18 protein-coding genes are annotated in these 20,635 nt (G+C 58.0%); 9 read left to right on the forward strand and 9 right to left on the reverse strand.

Annotated elements, in window-relative coordinates:
- The first annotated feature begins 107 nt into the window (after positions 1-107).
- Together ACFC5L_RS16070 and ACFC5L_RS16075 are read left to right on the forward strand one after the other, a co-directional pair.
- Positions 108-1,496: an MFS transporter gene (locus ACFC5L_RS16070; RefSeq protein ID WP_375203364.1), complete on the forward strand. Its 1,389-nt coding sequence runs from the start codon at positions 108-110 to the stop codon at positions 1,494-1,496.
- Between the two features lie 6 nt (positions 1,497-1,502).
- Complete coding sequence (locus ACFC5L_RS16075) at positions 1,503-1,925, forward strand: acyl-CoA thioesterase (protein ID WP_375203363.1); 423 nt, start codon at positions 1,503-1,505, stop codon at positions 1,923-1,925.
- Positions 1,926-1,989: 64 nt separating this feature from the next.
- Here ACFC5L_RS16075 and ACFC5L_RS16080 read toward each other — a convergent pair whose 3' ends face one another.
- From ACFC5L_RS16080 to ACFC5L_RS16090, 3 genes are read right to left on the reverse strand one after another with little or no spacing between them, the layout of a single operon-like run.
- A complete protein-coding gene (locus ACFC5L_RS16080) occupies positions 1,990-3,429 on the reverse strand; it encodes an efflux transporter outer membrane subunit (RefSeq protein WP_375203362.1) in 1,440 nt (479 codons plus the stop codon).
- Positions 3,430-3,431: 2 nt separating this feature from the next.
- Positions 3,432-6,605 carry an efflux RND transporter permease subunit gene (locus ACFC5L_RS16085; RefSeq protein ID WP_375203361.1) on the reverse strand — a complete coding sequence of 1,058 codons (3,174 nt, stop codon included), beginning with the start codon at positions 6,603-6,605 and terminating at the stop codon, positions 3,432-3,434.
- 35 nt (positions 6,606-6,640) lie between these two features.
- The gene (locus ACFC5L_RS16090; RefSeq protein ID WP_375203360.1) at positions 6,641-7,822 is read right to left on the reverse strand and encodes an efflux RND transporter periplasmic adaptor subunit; all 1,182 of its coding nucleotides are present in this window, start codon (positions 7,820-7,822) and stop codon (positions 6,641-6,643) included.
- 166 nt (positions 7,823-7,988) lie between these two features.
- Here ACFC5L_RS16090 and ACFC5L_RS16095 point away from each other — a divergent pair, with 166 nt between their 5' ends.
- Positions 7,989-8,573: a TetR/AcrR family transcriptional regulator gene (locus ACFC5L_RS16095; RefSeq protein ID WP_375203359.1), complete on the forward strand. Its 585-nt coding sequence runs from the start codon at positions 7,989-7,991 to the stop codon at positions 8,571-8,573.
- Positions 8,574-8,601: 28 nt separating this feature from the next.
- On the opposite strand, the gene ACFC5L_RS16100 is transcribed toward ACFC5L_RS16095, so the two are convergent.
- Positions 8,602-10,878, reverse strand: coding sequence for a PQQ-dependent dehydrogenase, methanol/ethanol family (locus ACFC5L_RS16100; RefSeq protein WP_375203358.1), 2,277 nt, complete (start codon positions 10,876-10,878; stop codon positions 8,602-8,604).
- Complete coding sequence (locus tag ACFC5L_RS16105; RefSeq protein WP_375203357.1) at positions 10,875-11,783, reverse strand: hypothetical protein; 909 nt, start codon at positions 11,781-11,783, stop codon at positions 10,875-10,877. Before ACFC5L_RS16105 ends, ACFC5L_RS16100 begins: the two co-directional genes overlap by 4 nt.
- 184 nt (positions 11,784-11,967) lie before the next feature.
- Between ACFC5L_RS16105 and ACFC5L_RS16110 the strand changes: the two genes are divergently transcribed.
- Positions 11,968-12,357, forward strand: coding sequence for a nuclear transport factor 2 family protein (locus ACFC5L_RS16110; protein WP_375203356.1), 390 nt, complete (start codon positions 11,968-11,970; stop codon positions 12,355-12,357).
- 2 nt (positions 12,358-12,359) lie between these two features.
- Positions 12,360-13,112 carry an SDR family oxidoreductase gene (locus ACFC5L_RS16115; protein WP_375203355.1) on the forward strand — a complete coding sequence of 251 codons (753 nt, stop codon included), beginning with the start codon at positions 12,360-12,362 and terminating at the stop codon, positions 13,110-13,112.
- On the opposite strand, the gene ACFC5L_RS16120 is transcribed toward ACFC5L_RS16115, so the two are convergent.
- On the reverse strand, positions 13,109-14,596 hold the full coding sequence (locus ACFC5L_RS16120; protein WP_375203354.1) for an aldehyde dehydrogenase: 1,488 nt from the start codon (positions 14,594-14,596) through the stop codon (positions 13,109-13,111). The genes ACFC5L_RS16115 and ACFC5L_RS16120 overlap by 4 nt on opposite strands.
- 173 nt (positions 14,597-14,769) lie before the next feature.
- On the opposite strand from ACFC5L_RS16120, the gene ACFC5L_RS16125 reads away from it, so the two are divergent.
- Positions 14,770-15,285, forward strand: coding sequence for a MarR family winged helix-turn-helix transcriptional regulator (locus ACFC5L_RS16125; RefSeq protein ID WP_375203353.1), 516 nt, complete (start codon positions 14,770-14,772; stop codon positions 15,283-15,285).
- 3 nt (positions 15,286-15,288) lie between these two features.
- Here the strand turns inward: ACFC5L_RS16125 and ACFC5L_RS16130 are convergent, their stop codons facing one another.
- A complete protein-coding gene (locus tag ACFC5L_RS16130; protein ID WP_375203352.1) occupies positions 15,289-15,813 on the reverse strand; it encodes a c-type cytochrome in 525 nt (174 codons plus the stop codon).
- On the reverse strand, positions 15,810-17,381 hold the full coding sequence (locus tag ACFC5L_RS16135; protein ID WP_375203351.1) for an FAD-binding oxidoreductase: 1,572 nt from the start codon (positions 17,379-17,381) through the stop codon (positions 15,810-15,812). Before ACFC5L_RS16135 ends, ACFC5L_RS16130 begins: the two co-directional genes overlap by 4 nt.
- A gap of 192 nt (positions 17,382-17,573) precedes the next feature.
- On the opposite strand from ACFC5L_RS16135, the gene ACFC5L_RS16140 reads away from it, so the two are divergent.
- From ACFC5L_RS16140 to ACFC5L_RS16150, 3 genes are read left to right on the forward strand one after another with little or no spacing between them, the layout of a single operon-like run.
- Positions 17,574-17,942, forward strand: a complete 369-nt coding sequence (locus ACFC5L_RS16140; RefSeq protein WP_375203350.1) for a hypothetical protein — start codon at positions 17,574-17,576, stop codon at positions 17,940-17,942.
- A gap of 21 nt (positions 17,943-17,963) precedes the next feature.
- On the forward strand, positions 17,964-18,488 hold the full coding sequence (locus tag ACFC5L_RS16145) for a DUF3237 domain-containing protein (protein ID WP_375203349.1): 525 nt from the start codon (positions 17,964-17,966) through the stop codon (positions 18,486-18,488).
- Positions 18,489-18,504: 16 nt separating this feature from the next.
- Entirely contained in the window at positions 18,505-19,443 is a 939-nt protein-coding gene (locus tag ACFC5L_RS16150; protein WP_375203348.1) for an SDR family oxidoreductase, read from the forward strand.
- On the opposite strand, the gene ACFC5L_RS16155 is transcribed toward ACFC5L_RS16150, so the two are convergent.
- Positions 19,440-20,630, reverse strand: coding sequence for an MFS transporter (locus tag ACFC5L_RS16155; RefSeq protein ID WP_375203347.1), 1,191 nt, complete (start codon positions 20,628-20,630; stop codon positions 19,440-19,442). The genes ACFC5L_RS16150 and ACFC5L_RS16155 overlap by 4 nt on opposite strands.
- Positions 20,631-20,635 lie beyond the last annotated feature (5 nt).

Consider the following 20,635-nt stretch of genomic DNA (forward strand, 5'->3'; position numbering starts at 1 on the left):
GGGGGCGCGAGGCTTGCGGCCGACACGGCTGCCTCGCCGGCGCATAAAAATAACGCGCTGCGCATCAACAGCGCGGACAGAAAGTCAGATCCGGGAAGGGAAACAGGATGGACATCCCAGCAAGCGGCGCCGACGCGCCAAAAGAGGCGCCGGCGGCCCCAATCGTCGACGAAGCTGATTATCCGCCCCCAAAGCACGCCTGGTATTGTGTTTCGATCCTCGCTCTCGCGGTGATGGTGAACTTCCTGGACCGCGGCATCCTCAATCTCCTGATCGAGCCCATCAAAGCTGACCTCGGGCTTTCGGACACTCAGATCAGTCTCATTGTCGGCGCCGCCTTCACGATATTCTATGCGATTTTTGGCTGGCCCGTTGCGGTGATGGTTGACCGCTTCAGCCGCAAGCATCTGATGGCGACAGGCATCGCCATCTTCGGTCTCATGACAATGATGTCGGGCCTCGCCTCGAATTTCTGGCATCTGTTCCTTGCGCGCGTCGGCATCGGCGTCGGCGAGACCACCAGCGGCCCCTCCGCCTATTCGCTTCTGTCGGACTACTTTCCGCCGCACAAATTGCCTCGCGCCATCGCCGTCATGAATCTCGGCTTCGTCGCCGGCGTCGGGTTTTCCATGATCATCGGCGGCGTCATCATCAGTTTTGTCGGCGCGAGCGGAGGTTACGATCTGCCTTTCGGCATACATCTTCGCAGCTGGCAAGTCGTGCTGATTATGGTCGGCTTGCCCGGTCTTCTTGTGTCCGCGCTGATGCTGACAGTGAAAGAACCCAAACGCCGCGGGGTCGTGGAGAAGCAATCGCGCCCAATTGGCGAGGTCTTCGCTTTCGTCGGCTATCACTGGAAAGTCTATATACCGCTATTCGCCGGGCTGGCGTTACGCTCTGTCCAGATGTTCGGCCTGCAAACATGGGGCGCGCCTTTCTATGCCCGCACCTATGGCTGGTCAGGCGTTCAATATGCGTATGTGGCCGGGTTCAGCCTGATGATCGCCATGCCCATCGGCCTTTTCGTTGGCAGCTGGCTCGCAGAGCGCTGGTGGAAGAAGAAAATATATGATGCGAATATTCGCGTTACGGTGATCTCAACGGCCGTCGCCGTTCCGCTGGCGATCATGCAGCCGATCATGCCGAGCCCGTGGCTCGCCGCCTTTGTCGGATTTTTCGCGGCGCTTTGGGGCGGCATGGCGGCGCCCGTAGAAAACGCCGCGCTCCAGAGTGTTACGCCAAACCATCTTCGCGGTCAGGTGACCTTCATGTTCCTGTTCATCATGAACGTCATTGGCATGATGATGGGGCCGCTGATTGTGTCGACATTTACAGATGTCGTTTTCTCCGAAGAAAATATCCGCTACTCCCTCTTCTTGACCGCACTCCTGATGGGGCCGCCCGCGGTTTTCATCTTCTGGGCGGGCATGAAACCCTATGGCCGCGCGATGGCGTCAGGCGGAGTGTTGCAGCCGCCGCCGGCCGCCGCCAAATAGAATTCTATGTCCGCATTCTTCTCACGCACGCTGCGCATCGAATGGGGCTGGTGCGACCCGGCGGGAATCGTCTTTGCGCCGCGCTTTATCGACATGCTGAGCGAGAACACTGTTCAGATGTTCGAATTTGCAGGCCTGCCGAAAAAGCGCGATATGCGCAAAGAAATGAACATCGCCGGTTATCCGCTCGTGGACCTTCAGGCGCAGTTCCTGTTTCCGGCAGCCTATGGCGATGACGTCGTGATCGAAAGCGATGCGCCGGACTTCGGAAAGTCAAGCTTCACGATCCGGCACCGCATCAAGAATGGCGACAAGCTTTGCGTCGAGGGGACTGAAAAACGCGTCTGGACAGTGTTCGACGCCGATTCACCTGGCGGTATTAAAGCAACACCAGTGCCGGAAGATGTGCGCCGGCTGTTCCAGAAATAAAAACCACCGCCAGCGCGTCCAACATTGCCGTACGGCGGTGTTCACTTGGCGTTAAAACGAAGTTCTAGCGTGTTTCGGGAAAACCGCCCAACGCCCGATAGAGACTGATGACGCTTACAGCCTCTTCCAACCGGACAATCACCAACTCCTGCTTCGCCGCATAGTCCGAGCGTTGAGCATCTAGAACAGAAAGATAATTGTCGACGCCGTTGCGAAAACGCGCATCAGCAAGCGTGTATGTCCGCTCGGACGCTGCAGCGAGCTTTTGCGTCGCATCCAGCCGCTCACCGATATTGCGCCGTGTCGCCAGCGCATCCGCAACATCGCGAAACGCCGCCTGAACGGCCTTTTCATAGTCGCTCAAGGCGATATCGCGGTCGATTTTGGCGCCTTTCAGTTGCGCCCGGTTCCGCCCGCCCGTGAAAATCGGCAGCGACACGGATGGCGCAAAAGACCAGACGCCTGTACCGGCTGAAAAAAGATCGGTAAGCTCGGCGCTCGTTGTTCCGGCGCTCGCGGTCAGCTGGATACGAGGGAAGAATGCGGCCCGCGCGGCGCCAATATTGGCGTTGGCTGCGCGCAACCGGCGCTCCGCCGAAAGAACATCAGGACGTTCCAGCAAAATTCCGGAAGACATATCATCAAAGGCGGCGTTCAGTTCAACGTCGTTAAGCTGGCCGCTGAGTTCTGGTAAGTCAGGCTGACCGACAAGAAGCCTCAGCGCGTTTTCGTCCTGCGCCACCTGCGCTTCAAGCGCCGCAGCGTCGGCGCGCGCGCGCTGCACGGATGTATCGGCCCGTTGAACATCAAGATCATTGCCAACGCCGTTGTCCACAAGCTCTTGCGTCAGGGAATACGACGCTTGCTGGCTTTCCACGGTTTCACGCGCAATCGTCAATCGCTCGCGGTCGGCGAGTAATTGCAGATAGGCGCCGGCGACTTCGGCGATCAGCGAAATCTCGGTGGACCGGCGGGCCTCTTCCGTCGCGAAATAAGTCTCCAGCGCTTGCCTGTTGAGGCTTCTCACCCGCCCGAAAAGGTCGAGCTCATAGGCGCTGACGCCCGCTTCTGCGGAATATTGTTCGATTGTAATCGGCTCCGTCCTGGAGCCGCCGCCGGCCGCGCCTGCGGCGCCAATGGAGGCGTTCTCACCGAGGCGCTGACGGAAATATCCTCCCTCAGCGGCGACAGAGGGCAGGCTATCTGCGCGTTGAACGCGATAAAGAGCCCGCGCACGCTCCACATTCAGCATGGCGATACGCAGATCGCGATTATTTTCAAGCGCAGCCTCAATAAGCGCAGTCAGCGTCGGGTCGGCGATGACGCTGCGCCAGTCAGCAAGGCCTGCAGCCTCCTCCATGTTTTCATCAGCACCCGGAAATATTTCCGCCACTGGCGCTTCAGGGCGTTCATATTTCGGCGCCATGGTGAGTGACGTGCAACTGCAAAGAAGCGCTGTCGTCGCCAGCGCTGCAAAACGCTTCAGCTCAATAGGAACCAACATACTCAACCGGCTCCATGCTGCGGCTTCATACCGTCCGTCTCAACCGCTTTCGCTGAACCGAACAGACGGCGGACCAGCACATAAAAGAGCGGCGTAAAGAAAAGCCCCAGAAACGCCGCCGCCAACATCCCGCCGAGCACCGAGGCGCCGATCGCATTGCGGCCCGCCGCGCCAGCGCCGCTCGAAAGCACCAGCGGCGTCACCCCAAGACCAAAGGCGAAAGAGGTCATCAGAATCGGACGCAACCGAACCCGCGCCGACTCGATCGCTGCTTCATAAGCGGATCGGCCCTGTTTTTCCAACAGGCTGGCGAACTCGACAATGAGGATGGCGTTTTTCGCCGAAAGGCCAATGGTCGTCAAAAGACCAACCTGGAAGAAGATATCGTTCGGCAGCCCGCCAAACATTGCCGCCGCCGATGCGCCCATTACGCCAAGCGGCACCACCAGCAGAACAGAGATCGGAATGCTCCAGCTCTCATAAAGAGCGGCAAGGCATAAAAACACAACGAGAATCGACAACGCGTAAAGCGTCGTGGTCTTCGAACCGCTTTCTATCTCTTCCTTTGAAATCCCCGTCCATTCCAAGCCGATCCCCGGCGGCAATTGCTCGGCCAACCGTTCAACCGTCGCCATCGCTTCGCCCGAGCTAACGCCCGGCGCCGCAGAACCAAGGATCTCCACTGAGGATACGCCATTATAGCGCTCAAGTTTTGGCGAACCGCCAATCCATGAAATGTCGGCAAAAGACGAGAAAGGAACCAGATCGCCGCTGGCGTTCGGGATGCGCCATAGCTTCAGATCTTCCGGCGTCCTGCGGTAAGGCCCATCGGCGGCGAGATAAACGCGCTTGACCCGGCCGCGATCGATAAAGTCATTTACATAGACGCCGCCCATAGCGGTTCCGAGCGTGGAATTGACGGCGTCGAGATCGAGCCCCATTGCCTGCGCCCGGCGTTGATCGATTTCAACGTGCAATTGCGGTTCTTCGCTGAGGCCGTTCGGCCGCACCGCCACCAGGGCCGGTTCTTGTGACGCCATGCCGAGAAACTGATTTTGCGCATTGATGAGCGTTTCCCGCCCCACTCCGCTGCGATCCTGGAGATAAAAGTCAAATCCGCCTGACTGACCAAGTCCCGGCACTGAAGGCGGTCCGAAGGCGAATACCTGTGCATCACGGATCTTGGAGAAAGCCGCTTGCGCCCGGCCAACAACTGCACTTTGGCTCTCGCTTTTGCGCTTGCGCTCTTCCCAATCCTTAAGCGGCACAAAACCGATGCCCGTGTTCTGGCCGTTTGCCGCAAAGTTGAAACCGGCGATGGTGAAATAGCCTTTTATGGTGTCCATCTCCTCTTCTTCCTTGCGCAAATGCGCCTTGACCTGATCAAGGACCGCAAGCGTGCGGTCATAAGTGGCGCCCGCAGGAAGCTGAACTTGCAGGATCATCCGCGCCTGATCCTCATTCGGCAAGAAAGAGCCCGGAAGGCGCGCGAACATAAAACCGGTCGCGATAACCATGACGCCAAACACAACGACATAGCGGCCGGAACGGTTGATGACGCCTTTTGCGCCACGCAAATGCTGACGCGCACTCGATGAAAATAGAGCGTTGAAGCCCCGCAAAGGCGCAGACAGCCGATAGGCCAATGACCCCGGCTTCGGGTCTTTCGACGGATCACGCTGCTTCAGGATCGTGGCGCATAACGCGGGGGTTAAAATAACCGCCGTCGCCACTGACAAAGCCATCGCCGTTACGATCGTGATGGAAAACTGGCGGTATATCACACCGGTAGTGCCGCCGAAAAACGCCATGGGAATGAAAACGGCCGAAAGAACAGCGCCAATCCCCATCAGCGCGCCGGTGATTTCCGACATCGCTTTTCTGGTCGCCTCGAGTGGAGGCAGGCCCTCTTCCTCCATGATTCGGTCAACATTTTCGATAACGACAATCGCGTCGTCCACCAGAAGACCGATCGCCAGCACCATCGCCAGCATCGTCAAAGTGTTGATGGAGAAACCGAAAGCGAGCAGCACCGCGAATGTGCCCAATAGAACGACGGGCACCGTAATCATGACGATCGCCGTCGCTCTTATATTTTGCAGGAAAAGAAACATGATCACGGAAACGAAGATCGCCGCTTCAATCAGCGTCTTCACCACTTCCTTGATCGATTCCCGAATGAAGGGGCTTTCATCGACGGGATAAACGATTGACATAGTCGGCGGCAAAAACGCCGACAATTCATTTACCCGAGCCTTGACAGCGTCTGCAGTCCGCAGCGCATTGGCGCCCGGCGCGAGCAAGATCGCCATACCGGAAGCAGGCGTTCCTTTGTATTCCGTAATACGATTATATCTTTCGCTGCCGATTTCGACCCGCGCCACATCGCTAAGCTTGACTTGTGAGCCATCTTCCAGCGTCCGCAACGCGATGCCGCGAAACTCCTCCGGCGTTTGCATCAGCGACTGGATGTTGATCGTCGCATTCAACTGCTGCCCTGGCATGTGCGGCCCGCCCCCAAGCTCACCGCCTGTGACCTGCGTATTCTGGGAACGAATTGCGTTGACCACATCCTGGGTGGACAGTCCGTAATTGGCGAGCTGAAATGGGTCCATCCAGATCCGCATTGCATATTGCGACCCGAAGAGCTGGGTCTGGCCGACGCCGGGAACGCGGCTGATGGGATCCTGCCAGTTTGAGGCAAGATAGTCGGCGATGTCAGCTTCTACGAGCGTTCCCGTATTATCGACTAGCGCAACCGCCATCAAAAATCCGGCGCGCGCCTTGTTGACCGTGACACCCTGACGCTGAACTTCCTGGGGGAGAAGCGGCGTCGCCAGCGCCAGTTTGTTTTGAACCTGGACCTGAGCGATGTCGGGGTCCGTGCCTGACTCGAATGTCAGCGTCATCGACATCGTGCCGTTTGAACTTGAACTGGCGGAAATATAGCGAAGGTTGTCGATGCCCTTCATCTGCTGTTCAATCACCTGTGTGACCGCATCCTCGACCGCCTTCGCTGACGCGCCCTGATAGGTTGCGCTCAGGCTCACGGCAGGCGGCGCAATGTCCGGATATTGCTCAAGCGGCAGATTGAGAAGACTGATGAGACCGGCAAGCATCGCGATAATGGCGATGACGCATGCAAAAATCGGTCTCGATATAAAGAAATTCGCCACGGAAATGTCTCTTGTGAACGCAGAACTAAGGCCGTCTAGAGAAGGCCCGATGAATTGGCGGCGCCGGCGCTTTGCGGCGCGCTTGACCTGTTTTCAACCGGCGTCACTTTTCCGCCGGGGCGGAAGCGCTGAAACCCTTCAATGACAATGCGATCGCCGGGTTTGAGGCCTGAAGCGACGAGCCACTTGTCGCCAATGGCGCGGTCAACGTCGACGCGACGTTCTTCAACCGTTCCGTCACTGGCCACAACATAAGCGATGCCTTCGCCAAGCGCGTTTCGGGTGATCGCCTGCTGCGGGACGAGTATGGCGTCTGTGCGCCTGCCCTCGACAATCTCGGCGCGCACAAACATTCCCGGCAATAAGAGCCCATCGGGGTTGGGGAACACCGCGCGCAAGGTGACGGCGCCTGTCTGGGGTTCGACATTGACTTCTGTAAGCGCGAGTTTACCGGGCTGACTGTAAGCAGCGCCATCCTCCAATGTCAGATTCACACGGAGCTGGTCGCCTTCAACAGTTTCAAGCGCGCCGCTCGCAAGTTTTCGTTTCAAGCGCAACAATTCAGCGCTCGATTGCGCCAGGTCGACATATATAGGGTCGAGGCCATGAATGACCGCCAGCGCTTCCTGCTGGCTTGCGTTGACAAGCGCGCCGCGGGTGACAAGCGTACGGCCGATGCGGCCCTCGATCGGCGCTTTGATCTCTGTGCGTTCAAGGTCAATCTTTGCGCGCTCGAGCGCTGCTCGCGCGAGCGCAACTTCCGCTTTGGCCTGTTTCGCTGTCGCTGACGCGTCATCATAATCCTGTTCGCTGACGCCGCTCATTTTAACGAGCTTTGCAAAACGCGCTTCGCGATTTTTTGCAGCCGCCGCCATGGCAGCCGCCTTGTCGAGCGTTGCAGCGGCGCTGTCGACGGCCGCCTGATAAGGCGCCGGATCAATAAGATAGAGCGGCTGGCCCTCCGTCACCGCGGCGCCCTCTTCAAACTGGCGGTCAAGAATAATGCCGGACACCTGGGGCCGGATTTCCGCCACGCGATAGGCTGCGGTCCGGCCGGGCAAAGTTACAGAAAGCGACGCCGCCTGGGCCGCAACGGTTTGCACGGCGACTTCCGGCGCCGGCGGGGCGCCGCGCACTTCCTCTTTGGCGCCACAAGACGCAAGGGTGACGGCGGCGCAGAGCGCAAGGGTCCGGTTCATGAGTGGTCGCGACGACATAAAATTCGCTTTCAGGCATTGAGGCTTTTCATGCGCCTTCAATCTTTAGGAAATCTGAGGGCTTGATTAGAATGAACGTTTATTCTAAAGGAATAATTACACGGCCAGAGTTAGGATGGCAAGCAAATTGTGCGGCGCATCATAACTAAAATAAAGGTAGTTAATAATGTCCGAGGCCCTGCCGAAAACCACAGACGATCCGCGTGAACGCCTGCTGCGCGCTGCGGAACGGGCCTTTGTAGCCAGCGGTTTTCACGGCGCGCGTATGGCCCAGATCGCCCGCGAAGCAAAAATGAGCCCCGGGCACATCTATCACTATTTCGAGAGCAAGGAGCAGATCATTGCGGAGATCATCCGCGTCCACTTCGAAGACAAGATGATCACCGTGGAGCAATATCGCGAAGCTGGAGACCGGGTTGTCGATTTGATGATCGACAATCTGAAAGACAGTGTCGCCGCGAAAACCGACCCTTTCTGGTCCACGCTGATGCTTGAGATCGCCGCGGAGGCGACGCGAAACCCGGAGATCGCCTCCTCTATCCGCAAAATGGATGCTGATCTGAAAGCACGAGTGGTTAGCTATCTGCAAAACGGCGTTAAAAAGGACGATCTCGAATCGCGTCTCGAAATCTTCGTCGCACTGATGCAGGGCATCGGCATTCGCAATATTCTCAACCCCAATCTCGACAAGGAAGCTGTGACCCACATTCTTCGGGATGTCATCGAGGTCTTATTCCGCCGCGACGCCTGACGCCGTTGGTGTGTGGCGCGGCGACAAATCAGAAATTCGACAACAAAGCAGCGCTCGGCTGATCAAGGGGCTCACCTTTTTCTTGAAGCTCAAGCTCGCGCGCGCGGACGCTGCGTTGCTCTGCTGTCAGGAAAGCGTGGATCGCTTCAACGTCCTCCGGCGACAACAAATCGCCCCAGGCCGGCATGCCATTGTCCACAAGAAGTCCCTCGAGAACGATATCATCGAAGATTTCATGTGTAGACGGCGACATTCGGCGCAGATCCGGTGAGATCGACCGGTGCTGATTGGAATGACAGATCGCGCAATTGCCGTAAAAATGATCTCGTCCCTTTGCGATGAGGTCATCCGATACGTCCGCGAAGAGCCCGTCCGGCGCAGAAGGCGCCGGCTCCAGCGGCGGCAAAATCGGCGGCTTTGACGTTTCAGCGCCGTCCAGTTTGAAAACAAGAATGCGTCCATCATTGCGGCGCTCATAGGCTGCGCCATAGCGCGGCACATAAGGCCATCCGCCGCCGCCCCACCCGGCCATCACGGCGACATACTGCACACCGTCAATCATATAGGTCATGGGCGCCGCCATGATCGTTGTACCGGTATCGATCGACTTCAAAATTTCGCCAGTCGCCGCGTCATAGACATTGAAATGGCCGCCGCCGTCGCCGGCGAAGACGAGACCGGCAACCGTCGACATAACGCCCGAACGGTCCTGCCACCCGGCGTAAGGCGCCGACCAGACGGTCTCACCGGTTATGGGATTGATTGCGCGCAGCTCAGATCTTGCGGGGGCTTCCACTACGCGGTCCCATTCCGGCAGGGCTTTCACCATGTCCTGAACGAAGGGCGGCAGGCTATTGATCACAACCGGAAGGTCGGCGCCAAACATGATTGATGCGTCGCTATTGATCGCGTTTTCTCTGAACGGCTTTTCGCCCGGCGACGTCATCAACAAATTGCCCATGTCGAGAACCGCACCATAATATAATCCCGTCTCAGGATTATACGAAAAAGGGTGCCAGTTGCTGGCGCCCGTGGTCCCGGGAAAAACAATCTTCGGCCCGGTTGAATAGTCGGCGTTTTCCGGCGTCAACAGCGGCCTGCCCGTTTCCAGGTCAACGCCCGACGCCCAGTTCTGAAAGACGAGTGAATGCGCGCGCAGCACTTTACCGTCGCGCCGGTCGATCATGTATAAAAACCCGTTTTTCGGCGCATGCAAAAGAACCGGCGTTTCCGCGCCGTCAATCTCAAGCTTTGTGAGCGTCATGGGCGCCGTTGCAGTGTAATCCCAGCTGTCCCCCGGCGTTTCCTGATAGTGCCATTTCACGCGACCCGTCGCCGGATCGAGCGCGACAATAGACGACAGGTAAAGATTATCGCCGCCTTCCGGAGACCGTTTCGCACGGTGATAGGGCCCGCCATTGCCGGTCCCGATATACACCGTATCGAAGACGGGATCGTAATGGATCGCGTCCCATACCGTGCCGCCAAGACCCACATCCCAGCGGCTGTTGGGGTCCCAGGTGGACAGCGCGTCTTCAAGTTCTGGGTTTTCCTGCGGACCTTCCTTCGGGTCGCGAGGAACAGTGTAAAAGCGCCAACGCTCTTCACCCGTTCTCACATCATATGCCGTTACGAAGCCACGCACATCATACTCTGCGCCGCCATTGCCAATGATGACGACGCCGTCTGCAACTTCCGGCGCGCCAGTGATATTAACGCCGCGACGCGTGCCTGCTGCGGTGTCCGCCTTCCATAGAACGGCGCCAGTCTTGAAATCGAGTGCATAAAGAACGCCGTCGAGAGCGCCGACAAAAACACGACCGTCATCGACGGCGACGCCGCGATTGACCATGTCGCAGCAGACGGTGCGGTTGACCTGCATGTCGACTTCGGGATCAAAGCGCCAGATGAGATCCCCGCTCACCGCATCCAGCGCGACCACGCGTCCGGCGGTGCTGCTCGTCACCATAACGCCGTCAATCACAATCGGCGTCGCCTCCTGTCCGCGGTTCGTGTGAAGCGGATATTCCCAGGCAAGACCCAGAGTCGACACATTGTCTCTGGTGATCCGGTCAAGGCGGGAAAAATAGGAGGCTTCGGCGTCGCCTCCGGACACTGGCCACTCCTCACCAGCGCCAATGACGGCGTCAATGACAGGCGTTACCGGAACATCTTGCGCAGCTGCAGCAATTTCCGACGTTGAAGCGTCAGGCGCGGCGGCATCGTAGCCCTTATCGGAGTCGCTTCGACTGCAGGCGCTCAGAGCAACCGCAGCCGCACAAAATAAAGGCAGTAGCTTTTTCATCGGTCATCCCACGGGCTGGGCATTCTGTAGGGCACCGTTATAAAATTCGCTTCGATCTGACGAATGGCGCCATCCTCAATCTTGAAGAGTTCGAGCAGATAAAAGCTGTGCGGGCGGCGGAACGGCGATGTGAGCTTGGTGCCGTCCGTCAATTCATAGTCTCCCAGCCTACCCGCGTGATCAATAAAGCCGCCAGCAAGCACAAGCCCGCGCTCTTCATCGATCAACGGAAATCTGCGCGCCCTTAAAGCGTCGTCATACAAATACTGGCCCAGCCTGAATTGCTCCTCACAGCCCAGCGCCGCGATGGGGTAATTCACCGCTTTAGCGAATTCCGGATTGTTCGTGCTCTGCACGCCATTCTCAACGCGATTGCAGTCTGGGTGGAACTTCGTAAACAGCTCCCCGTCATTAAGCTGCAAGGTGTCGAAATAGCCATCGGCGATGCTGATCATCCGTTCGCGTTTGACGCGGCGCTCGGGCGGAACGATTTCATTAAGCGCGGGCTTATCCCAGAATCGCTTGCCTGAGAAAATATCGAGGCCGCTGAATGAGAGACGAACAATGAGCGACTCGACTTCGGAAATACGTCCATCGCGATCAACTTTTAGGCGAAAGGCGAATGCAGAGGTTTCATTTGTTTCCTCGACAGCGCCGAAATAGCCGACCTGGCCGGTTTTCACGTCGGCAAAACGCAGTTGGTAATCGCCGAGCCCGGTGATGGTGCCCCAAAGACCATCGCCAACCTCAAGCGCAACATTGTCTTCAGTGTTAAAAACAACATCAGCCCAGGTAACGGCGCCTGGATCGCGGCGCACGAGCGCGTCCAGATAGACGTCAAGTGCGCCATAAAGACTTTCGCGGGTGTGCGGCGAAGGCGCAGCATTTTCGATCTTATTGTTCATGAAGATTTCCGCTTATTGTGCAGAGCGGCGAAAAGGGCGCGCCCCTACGGTCCCGGCCTCGCTCTCAAAGGCCAACTTGTTCACAAATTCCGCCTCCCCAAGGCGCCGTTTTCGCTATGCTGGATTAAGATACCCTATCGCAAGTTTGGCCGCAATTTGACGAAGCCTTTCTGGGAGAAGTGGAATGCCGCGATCAAAGGAAGAACAGCAAAATCTCGACTTTGTCCTGGCCATGTATCGCGATGTCCTGATCGCCATGAACCCGGACGCAGTCGACCGTTACATCGCGCCTGACTATGTGCAGCACTCTTCGCTTGCGCCGCCCGGCGTCGATGCGCTGAAAGATTTCCTCGTCAAGATCCGCACAGAATCGCCCGACGCTGAACAGACGGTAAAACGCGCCTATGCTGACGGCGATCATGTCATCACCCATGTCCATGTGCAGCGCTGGCCCGGCGATCCGGGCCTAGCCGTCGTCGATATTTTCCGCCTCGACGGCGGTATGATTGTTGAGCACTGGGACGTCATTCAGGAAATCCCCGAAAATCCGGTCAATCCGGTTCCGATGGTCTAGCCATGACAAAGAACAGATTTTCCGGAAAGCATGTTTTCATTTTTGGCGGCAATAGCGGCATCGGCCTCTCCGCCGCTGAGGAGTTTGCGGCCGAAGGCGCAACGCTCTCCCTTACGGGCCGCAGTCAGAAAACGCTGGATGAAGCCGCCGAAAAAACCGGCGCGCTCACCCTGCAAAGCGACATGGCCGATCCGGCGGCAAGCGTCGCGGCAATCAAGGCCGCCGTTGAAAAGAACGGTCCCATCGACATTCTTTTTATCAACGCTGGCGTTGGCGGCTTCGCCCATGTGGGCGACGTCACCGAAAGTTTCTGGAATGATGTCAACAATGTGAACCTTAAAGGCGCGTTTTTTGCGGCGCAGGCGGCGCTGCCGCATTTGCGCGATGGCGGGGCTATTGTCTTCACAGGCTCGATCGGCTCGGTGCTCGGCATTCCCGGCAATGTGGCTTACGCCGCCGCAAAAGCGGGCATGCGCGCTGTCGCGCGGATCTACGCCGCCGAGCTTGCGGCGAGAAAAATCCGCGTCAATGTCGTGAGCCCTGGCCCGACGGAAACTCCGCTTTTTTATCGCAACCCCGGCATGACCGAAGAAGCGATCGAAGGTATGCGTGCGCATATGCGTGAGGCGGTGCCTTTGAAACGCATCGGCGAGCCGCGAGAAGTCGCCCGCGCCGTGCTGTTCTTGGCCTCGGATGATGCAAGCTACATCACCGGCGTCGACCTCTTCGTGGACGGCGGGACCGTCGAGCTTTAATTGGCCACGTGCGGCGGCCGGCCATCAAGTAGGATCGTCTTCGTTTCCAGATAAGCGGCGAGTCCTTCCGCGCCGCCTTCCCGTCCAATCCCCGATTGTTTAAAGCCGCCAAAGGGAAGCGCAAAATCAGCGCGCATGCCGTTTTGCGCGACACCGCCAGAACGCATCCGCCGCGCAATCCTGTACGCCGCTTCATGGTCATGCGTCAGCACTGACCCGTTAAGCCCGTAATTCGATTCATTGGCGATACGGATGGCGTCCTCTTCATCGTCACAGGGGATCAGACTCAAGACGGGCCCGAAGATTTCTTCCTGCGCAATGACCGAAGCGTTGTCGACATTGGCGAACAAAGTCGGCTCAATGAAATAACCGCGGTTCAAATGGCTGGGGCGCTGGCCGCCGGTAATAAGATCGGCGGTTTCCTTGCCTTTTTCGATATAGCCTTCCACCCGATCACGCTGGCGCGCCATGGCGAGGGGGCCAAGCTGTGTATCGGGCGCATCGCTGTATCCGATTTTTACTTTTTTCATTTCACCGGCGATCGCGTCCGCCAATTCGTCATGACGTCGGCGTGGAACGATCGCCCGGCTCAACATGGCGCAAACCTGTCCGCTGAAAATAGTAATCGTCGAGGTCAGCAGCTTCGCGGCCTCTTCCGTGCTGAAATCATCGCGCACAATCGCAGCGGATTTGCCGCCAAGCTCCAACGTGCATCGCGCAATACGTTCGCCGCAGACGCTGGCGATGCGTTTGCCGGCGACGGTTGAGCCTGTAAAACTCACCTTGTCGACGCCGTGATTGCAGACAAGATGATCGGAAGCGGCGCGATCGCCGCAAACAAGATTGACGACGCCCGGCGGCAGACCAATGTCTTCCGCGGCCTCAGCGATGATGTAGGCTTCCAGAGGCGTTTCCGGCGACGGTTTCATGATCACCGTGCAGCCGGATGCGAGCGCGGCGACAACCTTGTTCAGCATGATCGTATAAGGCGCATTCCATGGCGCGATCGCCGCCACGACGCCAACCGGCTCGCGCACAACAATAGCGGTGTCGGCGACTGTCGTCTCGGCAGGCTTTTCAAACTCATAACTTTCGGTCACAGCCGCCATGTGCTGAACCGATGCGGCGCCGCCCGCCACGATAAGGGGCGCAGCGGGGCTTAACATACCAACCTGCGCTGTCCACGCTTTTGCAATCTCATCTTCACGCTTTTTCAAGGCGTCAGCGAGACGGTAAAGAACCTTCGCCCGTTCCGCTGGCGGCGTCGCCGCCCACGACCCTTCGTCAAACGCGTTGCGCGCAGCTTCAACCGCGCGGTCCATATCAGCTTCCACCGCCGCAGCAACGCGCCCCGCCGGTTGCTCCGTATTGGGATTGACAAGGGTGAAGGTTTTATCCGTAGAGGGAGAAACCCAGGCGCCGCCAATGAAAACTTTATCCGGATGACGGATCGACACGCCTTCCGGTAAAAGCATTTGAGACATGAAGACCTCCCTGAAATTTCGCTCAAAACAGCCTTGAGGCGCCGCTCTTTTTATACGGCCGGTTTTTCCGGGCGCGCAGGGTTTTGACCATGCGGTTTGCGCGCACCTTGAAATAAGATACTAACGATCGTTACAAATATGGACGCCGTCGTCAATCAACGAAGAAGCCGTAAGTGAATAAAACCCTTCCTCCGTCAAAACGCAAAACCGCCAAGGCCGATCCGCTTGACGTCCTTCACCGTCTGTTGAAGCTCGGCAACCGGCTGGGCGCGCCATTCTCCGAGCATCTGGAGAAACGCTATCACGTCACCATGAATGAGTTCCGGGTGATCATGCTGATCGGCCGTCTCGGAACCGCCGCCTCACATGAACTGGCGGAGATTTCCGGCGTCACCACCATGAGCGTCAGCCGCGCCGTGACATCACTGGAACGAAAGGGATGGGTTGTCGCGAAGACCGATCCTGACAACCGGCGGCGAAAGATCCTGCGTCTGACCAAAGAGGGCGAACGGCTTTACAAGAAAATGCTGCCCACCGCCGATAAGGTGGCCAAATATCTGTTCGAGTCCTTGAAGCCCGCAGACATGCTCGCTTTCGATCGCTCTGTCGCTATTTTGATCGAAAGCCTTGACGCCCGTGACGACGAAGGGCGCTCCATCTTTATCGAAAAGACGAAGCCGGAAAGCTAAGGCTTACTCTTGCGCGGGCTCGTTATTGCGCGTCAGATATTCTGCAATCAACTCCAGCTCTTTATCGCTCACTTCAACACGCGTCAGCGCCGGCATCGTATTAAGGCCATTGCGCACAACCGTTTTCACATAATCCTGCGTCAGGTCGGTGCGATTGGCGAGCAGCGCGTCTTCCGGCCCTAACCGGCGAGATAACGTGATCGTGCCCGGGCCAAGCTGAACATGACAATATTGACACCGCGCAAGAAAGACCGCTTCCGGATCTCCAGCGGCGGCGTGGGCGAAAACGCCTTTCGCCTGCTTTGCCGCCGCGCCTTGCGATGACACCTTGGTTAGTTCTGCGCCATGCGCCGCAACCTCTTCTTCAGCAACGGCGCCCAATTCCGGCGCGGCGTGCGCCTCCGGTGTCGGCGCTTCCTGCTGCGCTTCTGCGGCATCGGAAACGGGCGCCGGATCTTCCTTTTTGCCGCACGCGGCGACCGCCAGCATGGCAAGACCTAAACAGGGAATGAAAGCGTTTCGGGTCATCCCTTCCTCCCATCACGCAGACGCGCCGGCCAAATCCCGTTTCTGCCTGGCGCCAAAATCCCGTTGGGATCAAGCGCATCCTTGACCGTTTCATTGAGGCGCATGAGAGCGTGATTGTTATAATCGTAAGTGTCTGCGACCGAATCCATAAAATCCACATGGGTGCGGTACTCGCCATAGCCCTCTTCGCGCGCATCGCCGATCATCTGTGTGAAGAGCGTGCGCGCACGCGACACCATATCGGCGTCATCGCGATTATAGAGGATCATATTCACATTCGCGATGTGACGGTGCCCTACGGTGAAACTTGAATAATAGTCGAGCCCTGCATCCTCAAACCGGCGCTTGCGCCGGAGGAACGCTTCATAGGCTAACTCACCCGACGGCGGCAGAACCGGCGAAAAGCCGATATGACCGCCGCGTCCACCCATCCAGTTGACGACATTCAGCGGCAACACCATGGGCACGCCGACAGAAATGCTGAACGGCTCGCGCGGCTCTCCCTTGCGCCAATGGCGCCATTCCAGCTTCTTTCCGAGCCGCGGCTCGAAGGCGTCGCTGACGATCTTCTGTTTCGCCTCAACAAGACTTCCCTCGCCAAATAACGACAGGTGGAACGTCCACCAGCCGACATTGTAGGTCTCTTGTATTTTTTCCGCGACGTCATCGGGCAGCGGCCCCTCGCCTTCATACCAGTCCGCGCGCGTCGTAAACGCCGACGCGTCGTGCAGGTAATTCCCGAAAACGACATTGTGTTCAATTATGCCGCGAAGCCTTAAATCCGCGAGGATATCCATCGCCCATTTGATGTCTTCCATCGCCGGCAGATTGACCTGCGTGTGGGCGGTCATCTCCGGCTCCGGCATCATCCAGACATTGGCTTTTGTCACGACGCCGAAATTCGACTGCACGAACATCTGATCCCAGCTTGGTCCGAAACTATAAGGATAATGCGCCCAGGATTTATTGCCTTCCATCGCGCCCATTCCGGTGCGAACGATCTCGCCCGACGGTGTGACCACTTCAAGCCCGCAAAGCTTGGTCGTGTTATCGCCATAAGGCGTATAACCAATGCCGCGCTCAAGCGCGTTGCCGATCACCGATCCCCAGCCATTCGCCGGCACAGACATCCACAAAGGAATATTGTTATTCGTCAAATGCTCATGAAATTGATAAAATCCGACGCCGGGTTCGAGCGTCGCATAGGCGAACCGCTCGTCTACGTCGAGAATCTGGTTCATGCGCGTCATGTCGAGAACGGCGCTTCCCGCAAGCACCGGCGACGCGGCGCCATAGCCAAGATTTTTGCCGCGCGCTACGGGCCAGAGCGGAAGCCCGTGGTCATTGGCGATGCGGATGATCGCCTGCACTTCCTCAACGCTTGTCGGCGCCAGGGCGGCGGACGCCGCATGATCGAGGCCGTCGCCTAGCGCGTAAGGGTCGATATATGTGTTGCGATCAAGCTCCGTGTCGAAGACCTTGCCGTCGCCAAGCTCGCGCTTTAACGCCGATATCGCGCTGTCAAAACCGGCCGCATTAAGACCTGGCGGGAGAATTCGTTCCGTCATGCCCTCACCCACTCTGACGCTCGGAAAGATGCTGCTTTCCCGGCGCCTTGCGTTCATCCCTATTGCATCATCATAACGATCGTTATAATTGAAACAACCGGGATTTTAAGGCTAAACTGAACTTTCCGGACAGGTTTGCGCGGAACTTTCCTGCCATAAGAGAAGTCTGCGAGAGAAAGGGAGATGCGGCGGATGCTGACACTAAAACGCAGAGACATTCTCGCCGGCGGCGCAGCGACGCTTTTGTCGGCAGGCGCCGCAGCCGGAGCCAGCGCTGTTCCAACCGCCCTCTTCTTCACTGTTTATTCTCCAAATATTTTGCAAGCGCGAAGACTTGCACAAAAGGCTGCGCACTCATCAACCGCCGCCATTCCGCTCACCGGTGATCTAGTGGCGTTATGGAAAACCCGGCTCAGCAAAAACCGCGGCGCGCTTCACGGCTTTACGAGCTGGAGCGATTTTGTTCTCCTTCGTGGTCTTGCGGAGGAACAAGGCTTGCGGGTGCGCGCTGAAACCCGGCTTGACGCAGACAAAACGATGTTCCGCTGGGTCATGGCCTAACAGGCAAATAAGCAGGAGCCCATGACCGACCTTCCTAACATTCCCTTTGGCGGCAGCTCGGCCCCTGACGCGCCCAAGCTCGAATTCGTCTTTGAAATCGAGATCAATTTTGCGCGCTATGATTCCATCCCCGACATGCCGAGCGGCGCCGGCCGCGGTTTTGTGTATATCGACAGCGGCGTCGTCAAAGGTCCGAAACTCAACGGCGTTGTCCTGCCCGGCAGCGGCGGCGACTGGGCGCTTTTTCGCCCCGACGACGTCCTCGCCAGCGATGCGCGCTATATGCTGGAGGCTGAGGATGGCGCAAAAATTCTCATGCACAATCGAGGGTTTTTGTGGGGCCGCAAAGCCGACACGTTAAAACGCATGCAGGACTGGATGTTCCGCGACGGACCGGAAGTGCCGTTCGAGGAATTCTATCTGCGCTCCTCGCCAACATTCGAGACGGAAAAAGGCCCTCATGAATGGCTGATGCGTCATGTTTTTGTGGGGATCGGCCGGCGCCGCAAAGACGGCAACACCATTCGTTATTACGCCCTTTTATAGGCGGAGGAGCCGAACCATGACCAGGATCGTGATTACAGGCGCCTCGGGCCAGTATGGTCGCATGGCGACGGACAAGCTGATCGCGAAAGGCTTCGCCGACGATCTTATCCTGATTACCCGCACGCCTGCGAAGCTCGAAGACCGCAAAGCGCAGGGCTGTGACGTGCGCTATGGCGATTTTGACAAACCGGAAACCCTGGCTGACGCCGTGCGCGGCGCAGAAAAAATGCTGCTCATCTCCGGCACGCGTGTCGGCGCACGGGTGCCGCAACACAAAGCGGCGATCGACGCGGCGGCGGCGAACGGCGTCAAGCATATTTTTTATACGAGCTTTGTGAATGTCGATAAAAACAACCCCGCCATCGTCACCATCGACCATCGCGAAACGGAAAATCTAATCAAGAAAAGCGGATGCGCCTGGACGTTTCTGCGCGACGCTCATTACGCCGACGCCATGATCCTGAACGCCGGGCCGGGCTTCATCGCCTCCGGCACATGGCTGACCAGCACCAATGGCGGCCGCGAAGCCATGGTCTGGCGCGAGGACTGTGTTGATTGCGCTGTGGCGGCGCTCACGCAAGACGGGCACGAAAACAAGGCCTATCCCATCACCGGCCCGAACAGTGAAAACTTCGAAGAAATCGCCGCCATGTTGAGCGAGGTTTCCGGCAAGGAAGTGAAGCTGGTCGAAACCGATGACGAAGGCATGTACGCCCATTTCGATGTGCTCGGTATTCCGCGTGAGCCTGTTGACGACCAGACCGTGGCCGGAATCCCGTGGAACTCGGACGATATGGTGAGTTTCGAACGCTCGATCCGCGAAGGGTGTCTCGACATCTGCACCGATGATGTCGAAAAGCTGACCGGCCGCAAGGCGCGTTCCGTTCGCGAGCTGATCGATGCGAACGCTGCTTTTCTCAAGCAAGTCGCGAAAGATAGCCCGCATAAAGCTTAAACGGCACCCGCTTTTTTTATACGTGCGCTGAGCGCGGCCAAAGCCATGCAGACGATCAGCGGCGCGGCGCAGATCATGAGAAAAAACTGCGGCGCGTATTCGCGGGCGACAAGCGCCCCGCCGACCAGCGGACCGGCGATGGCGCCGAGGCGCGCAATCGCCACCGCAAGACCAATCGCCGCCGAATAAACATGCGCCGGATAAAAAGAAGAGCTGAGCGCCATGATGGCGAGCGGCGCGCCGGAAGCGCCGGCGCCGATGAACAACAACAGCCCGGCCCAGATGGCGAAGCTCGCGCCCGCCGCGCCGGCGGCCCAGAATGCCGCTATGGCGAGTCCGTAGACAATGAGAAAGGCTGCGACGCCGCGGCCACGATCGATAAACCATGAGATAAGAAGGCCGCCGACCAGTCCCCCGCCCTGAAAAAAGGCAGTCAGTTGCGACGAGGCGTCGAGGGAAAGCTTTGCGACCGTCAACAAATGCGGCAACCAGCTGGCGATCATATAAAGCACGAAGACATTCAGCGTATAAAAGGCGACGAAGAGCGCAGTCGCGGGTAAATAGCGAGGGCTCAACGGCGCGAGGATAGAGCCACGCGTCGCCGGTGCGTCATCCGATTTACGGGATGTGGCGTCAGTTGCCGGCATCGCCAGAAATAGCGCAACAGCCAGCACAAGAATGAATGCGCCTGCCGCATAAAAAATCAACTCCCAGCCGCCGAGGCGCACAAGCAAGGGCGTAATCAGCCCGGCGGTGATGGCGCCGATTGAAATACCAGCGGAAATGAGCGCGATTGTCGCCGCCCGCCGATCCGGCAATGCGAACTCGGCTGTACAGGCCGTGACGTTAGGCAAACAGGCGCCAAGCGCGAGCCCCGTGAAAAAACGCCAAGCGACAAATTCTGTAATGGTCGACGAAAAGGCTGTGCCGATTGTTGCGGCGGCGATCAGCGTTAAAGACGCAACAATCAACAAGCGCCGCCCGAAACGGTCGCCAAGCGGGCCAATTAGCAGCGCGCCAGCGCCGAGCCCCACCAGCACCGCCGATAAAGCCCCGCTGAAAGCGCTGGGCGCTACGTCCATTTCCTTCACTAGATAAGGCAAGGCCAGCGGCAAAGCCGCAAGATCATAGCCGTCGATCATCATCACCATGAAGAACAAAGGCAGGATTAGGCGCGCTTGGCCCATATTCG

This window comes from Hyphococcus sp. (assembly GCF_041986965.1).
GTDB lineage: Bacteria > Pseudomonadota > Alphaproteobacteria > Caulobacterales > Parvularculaceae > Hyphococcus.

Coding starts and splice junctions, on each gene's coding strand:
- ACFC5L_RS16075 (WP_375203363.1), top strand. CDS start 1,503: ATGTCCGCATTCTTCTCACGCACGCTGCGCATCGAATGGGGCTGGTGC.
- ACFC5L_RS16100 (WP_375203358.1), bottom strand. CDS start 10,878: ATGAAAAAGCTACTGCCTTTATTTTGTGCGGCTGCGGTTGCTCTGAGC.
- ACFC5L_RS16115 (WP_375203355.1), top strand. CDS start 12,360: ATGACAAAGAACAGATTTTCCGGAAAGCATGTTTTCATTTTTGGCGGC.
- ACFC5L_RS16110 (WP_375203356.1), top strand. CDS start 11,968: ATGCCGCGATCAAAGGAAGAACAGCAAAATCTCGACTTTGTCCTGGCC.
- ACFC5L_RS16135 (WP_375203351.1), bottom strand. CDS start 17,381: ATGACGGAACGAATTCTCCCGCCAGGTCTTAATGCGGCCGGTTTTGAC.
- ACFC5L_RS16130 (WP_375203352.1), bottom strand. CDS start 15,813: ATGACCCGAAACGCTTTCATTCCCTGTTTAGGTCTTGCCATGCTGGCG.
- ACFC5L_RS16145 (WP_375203349.1), top strand. CDS start 17,964: ATGACCGACCTTCCTAACATTCCCTTTGGCGGCAGCTCGGCCCCTGAC.
- ACFC5L_RS16150 (WP_375203348.1), top strand. CDS start 18,505: ATGACCAGGATCGTGATTACAGGCGCCTCGGGCCAGTATGGTCGCATG.
- ACFC5L_RS16155 (WP_375203347.1), bottom strand. CDS start 20,630: ATGGGCCAAGCGCGCCTAATCCTGCCTTTGTTCTTCATGGTGATGATG.
- ACFC5L_RS16095 (WP_375203359.1), top strand. CDS start 7,989: ATGTCCGAGGCCCTGCCGAAAACCACAGACGATCCGCGTGAACGCCTG.
- ACFC5L_RS16080 (WP_375203362.1), bottom strand. CDS start 3,429: ATGTTGGTTCCTATTGAGCTGAAGCGTTTTGCAGCGCTGGCGACGACA.
- ACFC5L_RS16090 (WP_375203360.1), bottom strand. CDS start 7,822: ATGTCGTCGCGACCACTCATGAACCGGACCCTTGCGCTCTGCGCCGCC.
- ACFC5L_RS16105 (WP_375203357.1), bottom strand. CDS start 11,783: ATGAACAATAAGATCGAAAATGCTGCGCCTTCGCCGCACACCCGCGAA.
- ACFC5L_RS16070 (WP_375203364.1), top strand. CDS start 108: ATGGACATCCCAGCAAGCGGCGCCGACGCGCCAAAAGAGGCGCCGGCG.
- ACFC5L_RS16140 (WP_375203350.1), top strand. CDS start 17,574: ATGCTGACACTAAAACGCAGAGACATTCTCGCCGGCGGCGCAGCGACG.
- ACFC5L_RS16120 (WP_375203354.1), bottom strand. CDS start 14,596: ATGTCTCAAATGCTTTTACCGGAAGGCGTGTCGATCCGTCATCCGGAT.